The sequence below is a fragment of the Micrococcus sp. H39-S4 genome, from assembly GCF_027158145.1.
Lineage (GTDB): Bacteria > Actinomycetota > Actinomycetes > Actinomycetales > Micrococcaceae > Micrococcus > Micrococcus luteus.
Map to the genome: position 1 here is coordinate 277,944 of NZ_JAPVLT010000001.1, position 15,165 is coordinate 293,108.

General features: G+C 73.2%; 13 protein-coding genes. 9 read left to right on the forward strand and 4 right to left on the reverse strand.

What is annotated here, in order from left to right; genetic code table 11:
* Positions 1–27: 27 nt before the first annotated feature.
* Positions 28–1,833: a hypothetical protein gene (locus tag O3T09_RS01305; RefSeq protein WP_135039964.1), complete on the forward strand. Its 1,806-nt coding sequence runs from the start codon at positions 28–30 to the stop codon at positions 1,831–1,833.
* Positions 1,834–1,852: 19 nt separating this feature from the next.
* On the opposite strand, the gene O3T09_RS01310 is transcribed toward O3T09_RS01305, so the two are convergent.
* The 3 genes from O3T09_RS01310 to O3T09_RS01320 are packed head-to-tail and all read right to left on the reverse strand — an operon-like array spanning position 1,853 to position 5,477.
* Positions 1,853–3,640, reverse strand: coding sequence for a hypothetical protein (locus tag O3T09_RS01310; protein WP_251679434.1), 1,788 nt, complete (start codon positions 3,638–3,640; stop codon positions 1,853–1,855).
* Positions 3,637–4,593 (reverse strand): ABC transporter ATP-binding protein, encoded by a 957-nt coding sequence (locus tag O3T09_RS01315; RefSeq protein WP_135039966.1) that lies wholly within the window; start codon positions 4,591–4,593, stop codon positions 3,637–3,639. Before O3T09_RS01315 ends, O3T09_RS01310 begins: the two co-directional genes overlap by 4 nt.
* A complete protein-coding gene (locus O3T09_RS01320) occupies positions 4,590–5,477 on the reverse strand; it encodes an ABC transporter permease (RefSeq protein ID WP_269295290.1) in 888 nt (295 codons plus the stop codon). Before O3T09_RS01320 ends, O3T09_RS01315 begins: the two co-directional genes overlap by 4 nt.
* Positions 5,478–5,649: 172 nt before the next feature.
* Between O3T09_RS01320 and wecB the strand changes: the two genes are divergently transcribed.
* Positions 5,650–6,795: a non-hydrolyzing UDP-N-acetylglucosamine 2-epimerase gene (gene wecB / locus O3T09_RS01325; RefSeq protein WP_269295291.1), complete on the forward strand. Its 1,146-nt coding sequence runs from the start codon at positions 5,650–5,652 to the stop codon at positions 6,793–6,795.
* A gap of 90 nt (positions 6,796–6,885) precedes the next feature.
* On the opposite strand, the gene O3T09_RS01330 is transcribed toward wecB, so the two are convergent.
* Positions 6,886–8,190: an MFS transporter gene (locus tag O3T09_RS01330; RefSeq protein WP_269295292.1), complete on the reverse strand. Its 1,305-nt coding sequence runs from the start codon at positions 8,188–8,190 to the stop codon at positions 6,886–6,888.
* Between the two features lie 71 nt (positions 8,191–8,261).
* On the opposite strand from O3T09_RS01330, the gene ftsY reads away from it, so the two are divergent.
* The 7 genes from ftsY to trmD all read left to right on the forward strand — a co-directional run bounded on the left by ftsY (position 8,262) and on the right by trmD (position 14,959).
* On the forward strand, positions 8,262–9,470 hold the full coding sequence (gene ftsY, locus O3T09_RS01335; RefSeq protein WP_178329081.1) for a signal recognition particle-docking protein FtsY: 1,209 nt from the start codon (positions 8,262–8,264) through the stop codon (positions 9,468–9,470).
* Positions 9,471–9,664: 194 nt separating this feature from the next.
* Positions 9,665–10,927, forward strand: a complete 1,263-nt coding sequence (locus O3T09_RS01340) for an ammonium transporter (RefSeq protein ID WP_269295293.1) — start codon at positions 9,665–9,667, stop codon at positions 10,925–10,927.
* Between the two features lie 123 nt (positions 10,928–11,050).
* Positions 11,051–12,637 (forward strand): signal recognition particle protein, encoded by a 1,587-nt coding sequence (gene ffh / locus O3T09_RS01345; RefSeq protein ID WP_144860373.1) that lies wholly within the window; start codon positions 11,051–11,053, stop codon positions 12,635–12,637.
* A 200-nt stretch (positions 12,638–12,837) separates the two neighbouring features.
* Positions 12,838–13,275, forward strand: a complete 438-nt coding sequence (gene rpsP / locus O3T09_RS01350; protein ID WP_036340115.1) for a 30S ribosomal protein S16 — start codon at positions 12,838–12,840, stop codon at positions 13,273–13,275.
* 2 nt (positions 13,276–13,277) lie between these two features.
* On the forward strand, positions 13,278–13,517 hold the full coding sequence (locus tag O3T09_RS01355; protein WP_029248213.1) for an RNA-binding protein: 240 nt from the start codon (positions 13,278–13,280) through the stop codon (positions 13,515–13,517).
* A 104-nt stretch (positions 13,518–13,621) separates the two neighbouring features.
* Positions 13,622–14,209, forward strand: coding sequence for a ribosome maturation factor RimM (rimM, locus tag O3T09_RS01360; protein WP_101965524.1), 588 nt, complete (start codon positions 13,622–13,624; stop codon positions 14,207–14,209).
* 3 nt (positions 14,210–14,212) lie between these two features.
* Entirely contained in the window at positions 14,213–14,959 is a 747-nt protein-coding gene (trmD, locus tag O3T09_RS01365; RefSeq protein ID WP_119217375.1) for a tRNA (guanosine(37)-N1)-methyltransferase TrmD, read from the forward strand.
* The last annotated feature ends 206 nt before the right edge of the window (positions 14,960–15,165 follow it).

Below are 15,165 nucleotides of genomic sequence, written 5' to 3' on the forward strand. Positions count from 1 at the left end.
GTGTGGTCCGAGACTGAGGAGCAGACCGTGACCGACTTCCTGGTGGCCGTGCGCACGTCCCGGGTGGAGGAGCAGGACAGGGCGGCCACGGCCCGCCTGCTCGAGTCCGTGGCACGGGGCTACGCGCCCTTCGTAGGCATGGACTACGAGGCCGAGCCGGCGCTCGTGCACCCGGCCGCCTCGACGTCGGCCCTGGTGTTCGCCCGGCGGGGCACCGAGCCCGTGCTCCCGGCGCGCGGCGACCGGTGGGCCGTGATGGCCGGGGCCGAGGATGCGGCCGACCTGGCGGACGCGGTGCGGCTGCGGGCGGGGCGCCTGGTCTACGAGCGGCCGGTGTGGGGTCACTACGCCGCCGTGCTGGTGGAGCGCTGGACCGGCCGGGTCACCGCCTGGAACACGGTGCCGGCCTTCGAGGCCGTCCACTGGGGTAAGGACGGCGGACACGTCTACCTGTCGAACCGGCCGCTGCTCGTCGCTCTGGCACTGGCGGGCGGGCGCCGTGACGCCGTGGCCCTCTCCCCGTCCTACCTGGCCGAGTACCTGTCCTTCGGCTACTCCATGACGGGGCAGTCCCCGTTCGAGAACGTGCGCGTGCTCCCCGTGGACCGCGCCGTCCAGGTCCATGACGGCCGGGTCACGGACGTCGAGGCCCCCGCGGGGCTTACCCACCCGCTGTCCGCCGACCACACGCCCGAGGAGGGCGCCGACGCGCTGGCGGACGCGATGCGCGCGTCCGCCGATCGCGTGCAGCGACGCGTGGGGGAGCGCCCGCTGCAGCTCCGGGTGTCCGGCGGCGCGGACAGCCGACTCCTCATCGGGCTGCTGCGCGGCCGCGGCATGGAGATCTCGACGCTGACGTACGGGCAGGACCACGACCTCGACGTCCGCCTCGGACGCATCCTCTCGGAGCGTGCCGGCCTGCCCTTCCGCATGTCCACTCCGCCCCTGGCCCCGGGGGAGGACGTCACGGAGCAACTGAGCGCCACCCTCCGCCGGAGTCGGGGCGTCCCCCCGTCCGAGGCCCACACGGGCCGCTACCTCGGTGCGGACGTCGGCGGTCCCGGGGAGGCCGTGATGCTCGGGAACTGGCCGCTCTACAAGGGCGGTGCCGCCAAGAGCCTGCGCTACACGAGCGAGTCGGCCCAGGAGGCGCTCCTCTCCGCGGGCTCGGGGGCGGTGCGCCCCAGCGTCCGCGCCGGCCATGACGCCTGGCTCCGCGAGTGGTTCCGGACCCAGCCCGCGAACAACCCGGTCGAGGCGATGTACCTGTTCGCCCGCCAGTTCCGGTCGGGGCGGTGGATGCAGGGCCACATCAGCCTCTACTCCGCGGACGCCATGGTCGCCTACCCCCTGGGCGATGCGGAGGTCACCGCGGTGGCGGACGTGCTCGCGATGGCCGAGAAGGTCTCCTACCGTGCCGCCTTCGGCGCCCTCGCCCGGGTGTGGCCCGAGGGGACGGCCATCCCCCTGGACGGCAAGCCCTGGAAGTTCGAGCTCTCCGGTCCCGATCCGTCCTGGTCCGGGGAGCACTACGAGGCGCGGACGCGCCCGCTGCCCCCGCTCGAGCCTCGAGCCGACCAGGTCCCCGCCGCCGAGCGGGGGGAGCACTCCGGCGCCGCCGCCGCGGAGCTGGCCTCCGACATCGTCCGCTCGGAGGGCTTCGGAGCGCTGGCACCGCTGTTGTCGGAGGAGTGGCTGCGGGCCGTCGAGGCGACGGCGGAGTCCGGGAGGGCCGCGCCTCCGGCGGGGGTGTCCATGCGGGAGTTCCGCAAGACGCTCTGGCGCATCCGCACGGCGGACCTGTGGTTCGGGGGCGCCTGGCTGCGGGGCTGACGCCCCCCGCCGTGCCGGGTCAGCGCAGGCCCAGCACGGCGTCCGCCAGGGCGGGCACCACGCGCCGCTCGGCGAAGCGCTCCGCCACGTACGCCGCGGCCTCCGCCGTGAGCCGTGTCCAGCGTGCCAAGTCGGCGACCTCGTCGTGCAGGCCCCGCGCCAGCTCGTCCGTCGACGCGGCCAGCCAGTCCGGCGGGTAGAGCAGGTCCGCACCGGCCCACGCGAGGGAGCGCGGCAGGCATCCGTGCACCGCCCCGTCGGGCAGGGTGAAGTGGAAGGACTCGAAGTCGGAGACGGAGAGGGCCACGCCCACCCGTGCGTACCACGGACCCATGTCCGGGCCGTGCGGGTCCCAGGTCACCGCGCTCTTCAGGAGGGGATCCTCGGCCATTCGGCGGGCCTGCTCGGCGAAGTACGCGGCCTCCGTGGGGCGGGCCGTCATCCAGGCGACGTCCTCCGGGCGGTGGCCACGGATGGCCAGCCGGAAGCGGGGATCTTCCGCGCGCAGCGCGGCGAGCAGGTCGAGGGCGCGGTGCAGCCCCTTGCGCGCCGGGAGGACTCCCACCAGGCCCAGCGTGAACCGGCGCAGCGGATCAGGGGGCGCAGCGGACGGCGCGGCGGGTCCGGGCATCCGGACCGCGTTGGGGATCCAGTGCGCGCGCTCCGCCGGGAAGCCGACGTCGCGCAGCACCTGCGCCCGCACGTGCTCCGCCACGAACACCCAGGAGTCCACGGCGTCATGCCGCACCCGGCGGGGGAACTCGGTCGAGGCCTCCTGGAGGTGGGTGCGGACTGTGAGTCGGGTTCTGTCCGGCCGATGTCGGGAGTACCACACGACGTTGCCGAGCGACCACTCGCAGTGCACGACGTCGGCCCAGTGCGCCAGGGCTGTGCTCGCGCCGACATCGTGCCGGGCATGGCCCCGCCATTCGTCCACCCGCACCTCATGCCCCCGGGCGCGGAGCTCCGCGATGAGGCCGCCGGCGAACTTCAGGTCGTGCCCCGCCACGACCACCCGGCGCGGCTCGGCCCCCACGCGGACGCGCGGGGGCGTCGCGGGGGGCGGGGTGAGCGGTGGGCCCTCGTGGACCAGCTCGAGCCGGGCCGCCCGCCCGCGGGCCGCCAGGTCGGCGGGGGGAGCGGCGGCGTCTGCCGGGCTCAGGACGGCGCGTCCGGCGGCGGCGGCGAGAGCCCGCAGCGCCGGGGACGTCCGCTCCGGGTGGGGCACCACCACGGCGTCGACCAGCGTGAGCGCCTCGGCCCAGCGTGCCGGGGCGGGCGCGCCCACCGCGGCCTCGGGGACCATGAGGACGCCGGGGACCTGCCGGCCCTGGGCTCGGAGCAGCAGCCGCGCCATCCGCCGCCCCTGGGGCCGCGCATCGGTCACCACGGTGTGCAGGCCCTCACCCCTCAGTGCTGTGGCACGGGACGCGGCCAGCGCGGCGGCGTCCTCGGGCGGCCACGCCCCGGGCTCAGCGGGGTCGACGGGAAGGAGCAAGATGCCGGGGGACTGCGGCGTCCTCGGTCCCAGGGGGTTCCACGCGTCGAGCGAGGGCCGACGGGCTCCGGTGACCGCGCGCGTGAGCCGGGCCGAGGCGGGGAGCGGGAGGACGCGGCGCGCCGGCGGACCCTCGTACCGGGCGGCGTCGTCGGGGGAGGAGGCGGCCCACGCCGACACGGGGACGGTGAGGCGGCCCGTGGAGGTCCGGCCCCGGCGGGCGGCGGCATTCCATCCGTCGGCGAGGCGGGTGCGGGTGCGGCCGAGCAGCACTCCGGCCACGTGGAGGGGGCGGCCGCCGCCCGTCATGACGCCGTGGTGCGGCGGGGGCGGGCGTCGTCCGGCCAGGTGACGGCGGTGCGCTTGAGGACGCCCCGCTCAGCCTCCAGAAGGGCGAGGGCGCCCTCGTGGTCCCCGCGTGCCTTCTTCCGCGTGTAGCGGGCGTACGTCCTGGTGACCGACTTGGCCCCGGAGTCCATGGTGAGGACCCCCTGCTCAATCCAGATGGCCCGCGTGCACATCTCCTGGATGGTGCTCATGGAGTGGCTGACCAGGAACACGCACCCCGCCTGTTCGCGCAGCTGGTCGATCCGGCTGCGCGTCCGTGCGCGGAACTGGGCGTCGCCGGTGTTCAGTGCCTCGTCGATGACGAGGATGTCGGGGTCCACCGCCGTGGCGATCGCGAACTGCAGACGGGACGCCATGCCCGAGGAGTACGCTTTCAGCGGCAGCTGGAGCGCCTTCGCCTCCAGTCCGGAGAGCTCGACGATCGAGTCGTACTTGGCCTCGGCCTCGACCCGGGACATGCCCATGGCCAGGCAGCCGAGCATGATGTTGTCCTCGCCGGAGACCTGCCGCACCAGCGCCGCGTTGACCCCGAGCATCACGGGGGTGGTCGTGGCGTACACGTGGCCCGTGGTGGGGTGGAGCTGGCCGGTGACGAGCTTCATGAGCGTGGACTTGCCCGATCCGTTCGTGCCGACCACCCCGACGGACTCCCCCTGGCGGACCACGAGCGAGAGCGGCTTGAGGGCCTCCACCGTGGTGGTGCGCAGGCCGGATGCGCCACCGCGCAGCCGACTGCGCAGGGACCGGCCGCCGAGTGCCTCCGCGGAGCGGACCGTGTAGGTCATCCCCGCCTGGTCGAGGACGACGGCGGCATCCTCCACCCGGTCCGCCGGCGCGGGGGAGAGGGGGGGCGTCGGGAGGGCGTGGCGCGGCGCGGCGGACCGGTTGGACGTCGTCGGGTCGGACTGGGTCATCGCTCCTCCCCGTATGTCTCCTCGGCCATCCAGAAGAAGACTACTCCGATCACCAGCAGCGCGGCCGTCCAGGCGAGCAGCACCCCCCAGCGCGCCGGGTCGGCGGGCTGGCCGTAGAGCATGGACTGGCGGGCGATGTCGAGCACGCAGAACATGGGGTTCAGATGCATGGCGGTCATCAGCGGGGGGATGTCCGCGAACCGGCGGGCGCTGAAGAACACGGCCGAGAGGTAGAGCCACAGCCGCATGCCGAAGCCGATGAGGTTGCCGAAGTCGACCCAGTGGGACACGATGCGCGCCAGGATCAGCGAGAGGCCCACGTTGAACAGGGTCTGCACGGCCAGCAGGGGGATCATGAGCAGCCAGCGCCAGGTGATGGTCTCCATGGGCGGGATCACCAGGACGAGCACCACCATCACCGCCAGGGTGGGCCCGAACTGCAGGAGCTCGCGGATGTTGGTGGCGATCGGCAGGGTGGCCCGGGGGAACTGGAAGGCGCGGACGATCGACGCGTTCCCCGAGATGGACCGCGAGCCGCTCGTGACGGCCTGGGTGGTGAAGCGGAAGAGGAACACGCCCACGATGAGGTAGGCGAGGAAGTTCTCGATCCCGCGCCCCGTCCCCAGGAGCAGCCCGAACACCAGGAAGTAGGCCAGGCCGTCCAGGATCGGGTTGAGCACCATCCACAGGCGGCCCAGGGCGTTCGTGGAGTTGGCCCCCGCGATCCGGGAGCGGGAGTCGAACAGGATGAACGAGCGGTACTCCCAGAGGGAGGCCAGGTAGCGCGCCAGGCCCGGGCGGGCGCCCACTCGGCGCAGGCTGGTTCCGTCCACGGCGAGGACCGCGGTGCCGCTCGGGACGCGGGGATCGCCGGATTCGGCCATGCCGGGCACCCTTTCTCGAGCTGTGGGGGACGCACCGGGCCGATCTCGGCCCGCCGCGAGTGCTCACTCTAGCAACCCCGGCCCGACCCCTCCGGTCAGTACACTTCGAGACGAGCCGTGCACGCCTCAAGGGCCGCGCCCGCGGCCCGTCGTCCAGTCAAGAGGAGCAACTGTGCCCAAGGTCATGCCCATCTACGGAACCCGCCCGGAGGCCATCAAGGTGGCCCCCATCGTCAAGGTGCTGCAGGCCGACGAGCGGTTCGAGTGCGTGGTGACCGTCACGGGGCAGCACCGCGAGATGCTGGACCAGGTCAACGAGCTGTTCGGCATCGTCCCGGACCACGACCTGAACATCATCCGGCCCCGCCAGACCCTCAACGGCGTGTTCGCCCGCACCCTCGACGGGCTCGACGCCGTCCTGGAGCAGGAGCGGCCGGACGCCGTCGTCGTCCAGGGCGACACCACGACCTCGACGGCGGGCGCCGTCGCCGCCTTCAACCGCGGCATCCCCGTGGTCCACGCCGAGGCGGGCCTGCGCAGCTTCGACATCCTCTCCCCGTTCCCGGAGGAGGCCAACCGCAAGATCACCAGCCAGATCTCGGCGCTGCACCTGCCCCCGACCACCGTGAGCCGGGACAACCTGCTGCGTGAGGCCGTGGCCGCGGAGGACGTCTACGTCACGGGCAACACCGTGATCGACGCGCTGCTGGAGGCCGTCAGCCACCAGGTGCCGTTCGAGGACGAGCGTCTGGCCGAGCTGGAGGCGTCCGGCCGTCGCGTCGTCCTGGTGACGACCCACCGGCGCGAGAACCAGGGCGACGCGATGCGCGGGGTCGGGCGCGCCCTGGCCCGCCTGGCCGCGGACCACCCGGAGGTCACCTTCGTGCTGCCGGCGCACCGCAACCCGGTGGTGCGCGAGGCGATCCTGCCGGAGATCGAGGGCCGCGAGAACGTGCTCGTGACCGAGCCCCTGGCCTACGGCGAGTTCACCCACCTGCTGTCCGTGGCCACCGTCGTGCTGACGGACTCCGGCGGCGTCCAGGAGGAGGCCCCGTCCCTGGGCAAGCCCGTCCTCGTGATGCGCGAGAACACCGAGCGCCCCGAGGCCGTGACCGCCGGCACCGTGCGTCTGATCGGCACGGACGAGGAGGTCGTCGTCACCGAGGTCACCCGCCTGCTGACGGATGAGGCCGCGTACAGCGCGATGTCCCAGGCGGTGAACCCCTACGGCGACGGCCGCGCGGCAGAGCGCACGGTCTCGGCGATCGCCGAGCTGCTCGGCGTGGGCGAGCGGCTGCCGGCCTTCGACGGCGCCTGAGCCGCACCGCACCCCCGGACGGGGACACCCCCGTCCATGCCACGAGGCCGCCGCCCCCGCGGGGACGGCGGCCTCGTGCGTGCCCTGACGTCACCCGTCCTCGCGCGGGGTCACCCGGGCGTCCTCCGGGCGGACCAGCGGCAGGGACCCGGTGCGGGGCCCGCCGGGCACGATCGGCAGATTGGTCTCCGGGGCGCGCCACCACGCGAGCGCGCCGAGCAGGATGACGCCGCCGGTGAGCGCGAACGCCCATCCGTAGCCGGCCGTGTCCACTACGAGCCCGGCCAGCAGCGGGCCGGAGATGGCGCCCAGGTCTGCGGACATCTGGGCGGTGGACATCACAGCGCCGGAGCGCCGCCCCTGGCCCACGACGTCGGCGATGGCCGCCTGCTGCGGGGCGTTCAGGATGCCCGTGCCCGCGCCGGAGACCAAGCAGGCGATCAGGAACAGCGACGGAGTGCCGACCCAGCCGATGGCGCCCGTGGTCACGGCCATCACGAGCAGACCCGTGAGGATCAGGGGCTTGCGTCCGTGCACGTCGGAGAGCCGGGAGCTGAACGACACGGCCACCACGTTGCCCAGCGCGAACACGGACAGGGCCAGGCCCGCCATCATCGCCCCGTCCACCTGCCAGCCGAGCAGGCCCGTGCCGGCGAACGCGGTGGCCGCGAACAGGGGCATCACCGAGTTGCGCACACCGAACGTCGCCCAGCCGTTGGCGAAGAAGGAGACCAGCGCGGCCCGGTAGGACGGGTTGGCCAGGGCCTCCCGGATCGGCATGGCGGGGCGGACGTCGCGGACGGCGCGGTCCGCGAGCCGGGTGTCCTTGAGCAGGAAGAAGACGAGGGCCGCCGCCACCACCAGGGAGCTGCCGTAGATGAGGAACGGGGCCCGGTACCCGAAGACGGCCAGGGCGGAGCCTACGATCGGACCCACGATGTTGCCGATCAGGAACGCGGATGCGTAGGCGCCCGAGATTCGGCCACGCATCGTGGGCGGGGACTTGCGGGCCAGGAACGCCATCGCGGACACGGTGAAGAGGGTGGAGCCGACGCCGCCGAGCGCCCGGAAGAGGAGCAGCTGCGGGAAGGTTTGCGCGAAGGCCACCAGGAACATGGACGCGGCCACGATCAGCACGCCCGTCATGTACACGGGCGTCTCGCCGAGCCGGTTCGTCAGCTTGCCGGAGACCGGGGCGAACAGGAGGCGGGTCAGCCCGAACACGGACACGACGGCGGCCACCCCGACGGCGGACGCGTCGAACGTCGCCGCGTACTGCGGCAGCAGCGGGGCGATGATGCCGAAGCCGATCGCGATGATGAACGCAGCGGCGACGAGGACCTTGATCTCACGGGGCAGAGGGACCCGCGAGGAGCGGGCGGACGACGACGGCATGACCGCCATCCTCGCACGGCACCGGGAGTGCGCCCCGGGGCGAGCGACGGCCCGTGTGACAGACTGGGCCCGTGGAAATCGTGCTCATAGTCTCAGTCGTGGCCGCCCTGCTGCTGGGCGGCGTGCTCGTCGGCCTGCTGGACCGGCGCCCCGCCCCGCCGAAGGGGTCGTACCAGGAAGTGCGGGACGCGGACGACCCGCGCCCGAGCCCGCGGCACGCGGCCCCGTCGGGCTCCACCGCCGTCCTGGAACGCCCCGAGGTCGACGAGGCGCCGCCCGTCGTCGCCGAGCCGGAGCCCGCCGTCGTCGAGGAGGCGGAGACCGCCCCGGCGAAGCCCGAGTACGAGCGGCCCGAGGCCGCCGGCTCGCGCCTGGCCCGCCTGCGGGCCCGCCTGCTCAAGTCCAACAACGTCTTCGGCAAGGGCCTTTTGGCGCTGCTGTCCCAGGACCGCATCGACGACGACGTGTGGGACGAGATCGAGGAGACGCTGCTGATGGCGGACCTCGGCACCGAGCCCACCCTGGAGCTCGTCGACCGCCTCAAGGCCCGCGTCACGGTCGAGGGCACGCGTGACCCCGAGCAGGTGCGCACCCTGCTGCGCGAGGAGCTCGTGGCGATGGTGGACCCCTCGATGGACCGCCGTCTCGCCGCGACCCGCAAGGGCGACCGCCCCGCCGTGACCATGGTCGTGGGCGTCAACGGCGTCGGCAAGACCACCACCGTGGGCAAGCTCGCCCGCGTGCTCGTGGCGGAGGACCGCACCGTCGTGCTCGGCGCCGCGGACACCTTCCGCGCCGCCGCCGCCGAGCAGCTCGCCACGTGGGGTGCCCGCGTGGGCGTCGAGACCGTCCGCTCCGAGAAGGAGGGCGCCGACCCGGCGTCCGTCGCCTTCGAGGCCGTGGAACGCGGCATCGCCGAGGGCGTCGACGTCGTGCTCGTGGACACCGCGGGCCGCCTGCAGAACAAGGCCAACCTCATGGACGAGCTCGGCAAGATCAAGCGCGTCATCGAGAAGCAGGCCGAGGTGGACGAGGTCCTGCTCGTCCTCGACGCCACCACGGGCCAGAACGGCCTGACCCAGGCGAAGGTGTTCGCCGAGGTCGTGGACGTCACCGGCATCGTGCTGACCAAGCTGGACGGCACCGCCAAGGGCGGCATCGTGATCGCCATCCAGCGCCAGCTCGGCGTGCCCGTCAAGCTGATCGGCCTCGGCGAGGGCCCCGATGACCTCGCGCCGTTCACCGCCGAGGGCTTCGTGGACGCGCTGCTGGCCGACTGACGTCCCGCACCCGGTCCAGGGCCCCTCCCGACGACGTCGGGAGGGGCCCTTCCCTGTCACGGAGACGTCATCGACGTGTGGCGTGGCCCACTTCTCCGGTATCGTCCCTCCATCGGCCCCGATCGGGGCCGGGCAGCGACGCCGCGGGACGGGCGTTCGCCCCCGGCTCGCGGCCTGGACCGAAGGAGACCCCCATGGAGGAGTCGAACGTCCTGGACGCAGGGACAGTGTGGATGGTGACGAGCGCGGCGATGGTCCTGCTCATGACACCCGGACTGGCCATCTTCTACGGCGGCATGACCCGCGCGAAGTCCTCGCTCAACATGATCATGATGTCCTTCGTCTCGATGGGCCTCGTCGGCGTCGTCTGGGTCCTGTGGGTCCACGGGATGACCGGCGGCGACGGGTGGGCCGGGGTGGTGGGGAACCCCGCCGGTGACCTCGGGCTGACCGGCACGATGGCCGAGGGCGGGCTCGTCGCCGCGGCCTACGGCGCCACCTTCGCGATCATCGCGGTCGCCCTCATCTCCGGCGCGGTGGCTGACCGGTTCAAGTTCGTCACGTGGTGCGTCTTCGTGCCCGTCTGGACCACCGTCGTCTACGCCCCGCTGGCCTACATGGTGTGGGGCGGCGGGCTCCTCTCCGCGGACGGCGCCATCGGCGCCCGTCTGGGGGAGGCCCTCGACTTCGCCGGCGGGCTCGTGGTGCACATCAGCGCCGGCGTGGCCGCCCTCGTGCTCGCGCTGCTGCTGGGCAAGCGCCACGGCTTCGGCGTGGACCCCGGCCACCGGCCGCACAACGTCCCGTTCACCATGCTCGGCGCGGCCCTGCTGTGGTTCGGCTGGTTCGGGTTCAACGGGGGCGCGGCGGGCGGTGTCGACGAGCTCGGACTGATCTGGGTGGCCACCCTCGCCGCCGGCGCCGCCGGCATGCTCGGCTGGGTGTTCGTGGAGTGGCTGCGCCGCGGTCGGCCGACCTCGATCGGCACCGCCTCCGGGATCGTCTCGGGCCTGGTCGCCATCACGCCCGCGTGCGCCTATGTGAGCCCCCTGGGGGCCGTGGTGATCGGCCTGGTCTCCGGTGCGGCCAGCGCGCTCGCGGTCAACCTCAAGTACCGCCTCGGCTTCGACGATTCGCTCGACGTTGTCGGCGTGCACCTCACCGCCGGCATCCTGGGCACCGTGCTGATCGGCTTCTTCGCCCTGCCGGACGAGGGCCGGGCGGGCCTGTTCTACGGCGGAGACGCCGGTCTCCTGGTGGCCCAGACGGTGGCCGTGCTCGTCGCCGTGGTCTTCACCGCCGTGGTGACCACGGTCATCGCCCTGGTCCTGCGCGGGACCATGGGCCTGCGAGTGAGCAAGGAGGACGAGGAGCGGGGCGTCGATCTGACCCTGCACGACGAGTCGGCCTACGACGTCGGCTTCGGCGGGGTGCCCGTCCCCGCGGAGGCGCGGTGAGCCGCCGCGGACGGGTGAGGCCGGTCGGTTGCTAGGCTTGGCGGGCGCCGCGGTGGATGCCGCGGCGCCCGCGACCGACCGCGTCCGGATCAGTCGACCCCGCTTCGAAGGATCACACCCGCCGTGTTCAACTCCCTGTCCGACCGCCTCACAGCCACCTTCCGCAGCCTCAAGGGCAAGGGGCGGCTGAGCGAGGCGGACATCGACGCCACCGCACGCGAGATCCGCCGCGCCCTCCTGGACGCCGACGTCGCCGTGCCCGTGGTCCGCCAGTTCATCGCGCAGATCAAGGAGCGCGCCCTCAGCGCCGAGGTGGCCCAGGCCCTGAACCCGGGCCAGCAGGTCGTGAAGATCGTCAACGAGGAGCTCGTGGGCATCCTCGGCGGCGAGACCCGGCGCATCCAGCACGCCAAGACGGGCACCACCGTCATCATGCTCGTGGGCCTGCAGGGCGCCGGCAAGACGACCCTCGCCGGCAAGCTCGCCCACCTGCTCAAGTCCCAGGGCCACACCCCGCTGCTCGTGGCCTGCGACCTCCAGCGCCCGAACGCCGTGAAGCAGCTGCAGGTCGGCGGCGAGCGCGCCGGCGTCCCGGTCTACGCGCCGCACCCCGGCGTCTCCTCCGAGTTCGAGGCCGCCACCGGCGACCCGGTGCAGGTGGCCCGCGACGGCGTCGCCGAGGCCAACACGAAGTACCACGACGTGGTCATCATCGACACCGCCGGCCGCCTCGGCGTGGACGCCGAGCTCATGCAGCAGGCCGCAGACATCCGCGCCGCCGTGGACCCGGACGAGGTGCTCTTCGTCATCGACGCGATGATCGGCCAGGACGCCGTGGCCACGGCCCAGGCGTTCAACGAGGGCGTCGGCTTCACCGGCGTCGTGCTCACCAAGCTCGACGGCGACGCGCGCGGCGGCGCCGCGCTGTCCGTCCGCCACGTGACCGGCAAGCCGATCATGTTCGCCTCCACGGGTGAGGGCCTGAAGGACTTCGAGGTCTTCCACCCGGACCGCATGGCCTCGCGCATCCTCGACATGGGCGACGTGCTCTCCCTGATCGAGCAGGCCGAGCAGAACTGGGACCGCAGCGAGGCCGAGAAGATGGCCCGCAAGTTCGCGGACCAGGAGGACTTCACCCTCGACGACTTCCTCGCCCAGATGCAGCAGCTCAAGAAGATGGGCTCGCTGAAGAAGATGCTCATGATGATGCCGGGCGCCCAGGGCATGCGGCAGCAGCTCGAGCAGTTCGACGAGTCGTCGATCGGCCGCGTCGAGGCGATCATCCACTCGATGACCCCGCACGAGCGCGTGGCCCCCAAGATCATCAACGGCTCGCGCCGTGCCCGCATCGCCCGCGGCTCGGGCGTGAGCGTGTCCGAGGTCAACGGCCTGCTCGAGCGCTTCGCCGAGGCGCAGAAGATGATGAAGCGCATGGCCGCCGGCGGTGGCATCCCGGGCATGCCCGGGATGCCGGGCGGCGCCTCCCGCAAGACGAAGGGCAAGGGCAAGAACGCGAAGCGCGATCGCGTGAAGTCCGGCAACCCGGCCAAGGCCGCGGCCGAGCGCAAGGCGATCGAGGAGCGGCGCGCCCGCGCCGCCCAGGCGCAGGCCGGGGCGGTGTTCGGCCGCGACGGCGCGGGCATGGAGGGCTTCGACCCGTCCACCCTCAACCTGCCGGCGGGCTTCGAGAAGTACCTCAAGGACCGCTGAGTCGCCCGCTGCCCGGTCGCGGCGCGCCGGGTGTGCACCGGCCCGCCCGATCTGGCAGAATGGCACGGTACTGAGCGTGAGCCCGGACGACCCTCTATCCTCCGCTGCGCTCCGTTCCGTGTGCCAGGTCGTCGACGCCCGCTGCCCCCACGCGGCGTCGTGCCCCGGCCCCCCAGATCCACTGAAGGAGAACCACACTCGTGGCTGTCAAGATTCGTCTGAAGCGGTTCGGCAAGATCCGCGCCCCGTTCTACCGCGTCGTCGTCATGGACTCGCGCACCCGCCGCGATGGCCGTGCCATCGAGGAGATCGGCAAGTACCACCCCACCGAGGAGCCCTCGTTCATCGAGATCGACTCGGAGCGCGCCCAGTACTGGCTCTCCGTCGGCGCCCAGCCGACCGAACAGGTCGCCGCGCTGCTGAAGGTCACCGGTGACTGGCAGAAGTTCAAGGGCGAGTCGGGCGCCGAGGGCACCCTGAAGTCCAAGTCCGAGAAGGAGGCCTTCGTGGCCCCCGAGAAGGGCTCGGTCATCCTGCCGGAGGAGCCGAAGCAGGAGGAGGCCCCGGCCGAGTCCGAGCAGGCCGCCGAGGCTCCGGCCGCTGAGGCCCCGGCCGAGGACGCCGAGAAGTCCGAGTGACCATGCTGACCGAGGCCCTCGAGCACCTGGTGCGCGGCATCGTGGACACGCCCGAGGCGGTCCGCGTGGACGCCCGCTCCCAGCGGCGCGGCGACATGCTGGAGGTCCGCGTGGCCCCCGAGGACCTGGGTCGCGTGATCGGCCGCCAGGGTCGCACCGCCACCGCGCTGCGCACCGTGCTGGACGGCCTGGCCGGCCACCCCGTCCGCGTGGACGTGGTGGAGACCGACCGCCGCTCCTGACGGCCCGTGACGCACGGCCCGCCCGCCCCTCACCGGGCCGGCGGGCCGTCGTCGTCTGCGGCCCCGCCCCCTCCCGTCACCGACCGTCCCACCCAGGAGAGCCCATGAGTCCCGCAGCCCAGGACGACCTCGTCCGCGTCGCCCGCATCGGCAAGCCGCACGGCATCCGCGGCGAGGTGACCGTGCAGGTCTTCACCGACGACCCGGACGCCCGCTTCGCCCCCGGGGAGCGCCTCGTGGTGCGCGACGGCGCCCCGGGCCTGCCGGCGGAGCTCACCGTCACCCGGGCCCGGTGGAACAAGCAGATCCTCGTGGTCGGCTTCGCCGAGTCGCTGGACCGCAACGTCGCCGAGACCCTGCGCGGCGCCCAGCTGTTCGCCGTTCCCGCCGCGCCCGAGGAGTCCGACGAGTGGTACGAGGAGGACCTCGTGGACCTCGAGGTGCGGGTCGAGGGCGACCGCGTCGGCGTCGTCACGGCCCTGACCACCGGGGCGGTCCAGGACCTGCTGCACGTCGCGTTGGACGGCGTCGAGGAGGAGGCCCTGGTGCCCTTCGTCGAGGAGATCGTCCCGGAGATCGACCCCGAGGCCGGCGTGCTCGTGCTGACCCCGCCGCCGGGGCTGCTCGAGCTCGCCACCGGCGAGGACGAGGACGCCGCAGACGGGCCCGCCGATGCGGATGCGGAGGACTGAGCAGTGCGCTTCGACGTCGTCACGATCTTCCCCGAGTACCTCGCGGTCCTCGACGTCTCGCTGCTGGGCCGTGCCCGCCGCGAGGGCCTCGTGGACGTGCACGTCCACGACCTGCGCGACTTCACCGTCGACCGGCACCGCACCGTGGACGACACGCCCTACGGCGGCGGCGCCGGCATGGTGATGAAACCGGAGCCGTGGGCGCTCGCGCTCGAGCACGTGGCGGCCCAGGGGCCCGTGTCACCGGCCCCCGCCGAGTCGTCGTCGGCGGAGCCGGGGGACCGCCCCGTGCTGCTCGTGCCGACGCCCTCGGGGGAGCGCTTCACCCAGCGGTTCGCCCGGGAACTGGCGGGCCGGGAGCACGTGGCGATCGCGTGCGGCCGCTACGAGGGGATCGACGAGCGCGTCTTCGGCTGGGCAGAGGAGCTCTTCGAGGTGCGGCTGGTCTCGCTGGGCGACTACGTGCTCAACGGCGGCGAGGTCGCGGCGCTGGCGATGATCGAGGCCGTCGGCCGCCTCGTGCCGGGCGTCGTGGGCAACCCGGCCTCGCTCGTCGAGGAGTCCCACGAGGACGGCCTGCTGGAGTACCCGGTCTACACCAAGCCCGCGGACTGGCGGGGCCGTGCGGTGCCGCCCGTGCTGCTCTCGGGCGACCACGGCAAGGTCGCGGCCTGGCGTCGGGCCCAGCAGGAGGAGCGCACGCGCGAGCGGCGACCGGACCTGTGGGCGGCGTACGGCTCTGAGGCCTGACCCGTCGCGCCCGACGGGCTGGAGGGGCGTCGCGACGTCGTCGGCTGTGGCATAATGGATCCTCGTGTCCGCCGGACGCCCGACCTGCCACAGGGGGCGCGCGTCAACGGATCGGACCCCGGGACCGCACCCCACGTGCGGAGCCCGGCCCTCGGCTCGGGACCCGGCCCCCTCGTCATGCGGACGTGGACGGGCCGTGCGCCCGC

What these genes read in the sequence shown, in the direction of transcription:
- O3T09_RS01310 (WP_251679434.1), bottom strand. Translation starts at nt 3,640, where the DNA reads ATGACGGGCGGCGGCCGCCCCCTCCACGTGGCCGGAGTGCTGCTCGGC.
- O3T09_RS01315 (WP_135039966.1), bottom strand. Translation starts at nt 4,593, where the DNA reads ATGACCCAGTCCGACCCGACGACGTCCAACCGGTCCGCCGCGCCGCGC.
- O3T09_RS01320 (WP_269295290.1), bottom strand. Translation starts at nt 5,477, where the DNA reads ATGGCCGAATCCGGCGATCCCCGCGTCCCGAGCGGCACCGCGGTCCTC.
- O3T09_RS01330 (WP_269295292.1), bottom strand. Translation starts at nt 8,190, where the DNA reads ATGCCGTCGTCGTCCGCCCGCTCCTCGCGGGTCCCTCTGCCCCGTGAG.
- O3T09_RS01340 (WP_269295293.1), top strand. Translation starts at nt 9,665, where the DNA reads ATGGAGGAGTCGAACGTCCTGGACGCAGGGACAGTGTGGATGGTGACG.
- O3T09_RS01355 (WP_029248213.1), top strand. Translation starts at nt 13,278, where the DNA reads ATGCTGACCGAGGCCCTCGAGCACCTGGTGCGCGGCATCGTGGACACG.
- rimM (WP_101965524.1), top strand. Translation starts at nt 13,622, where the DNA reads ATGAGTCCCGCAGCCCAGGACGACCTCGTCCGCGTCGCCCGCATCGGC.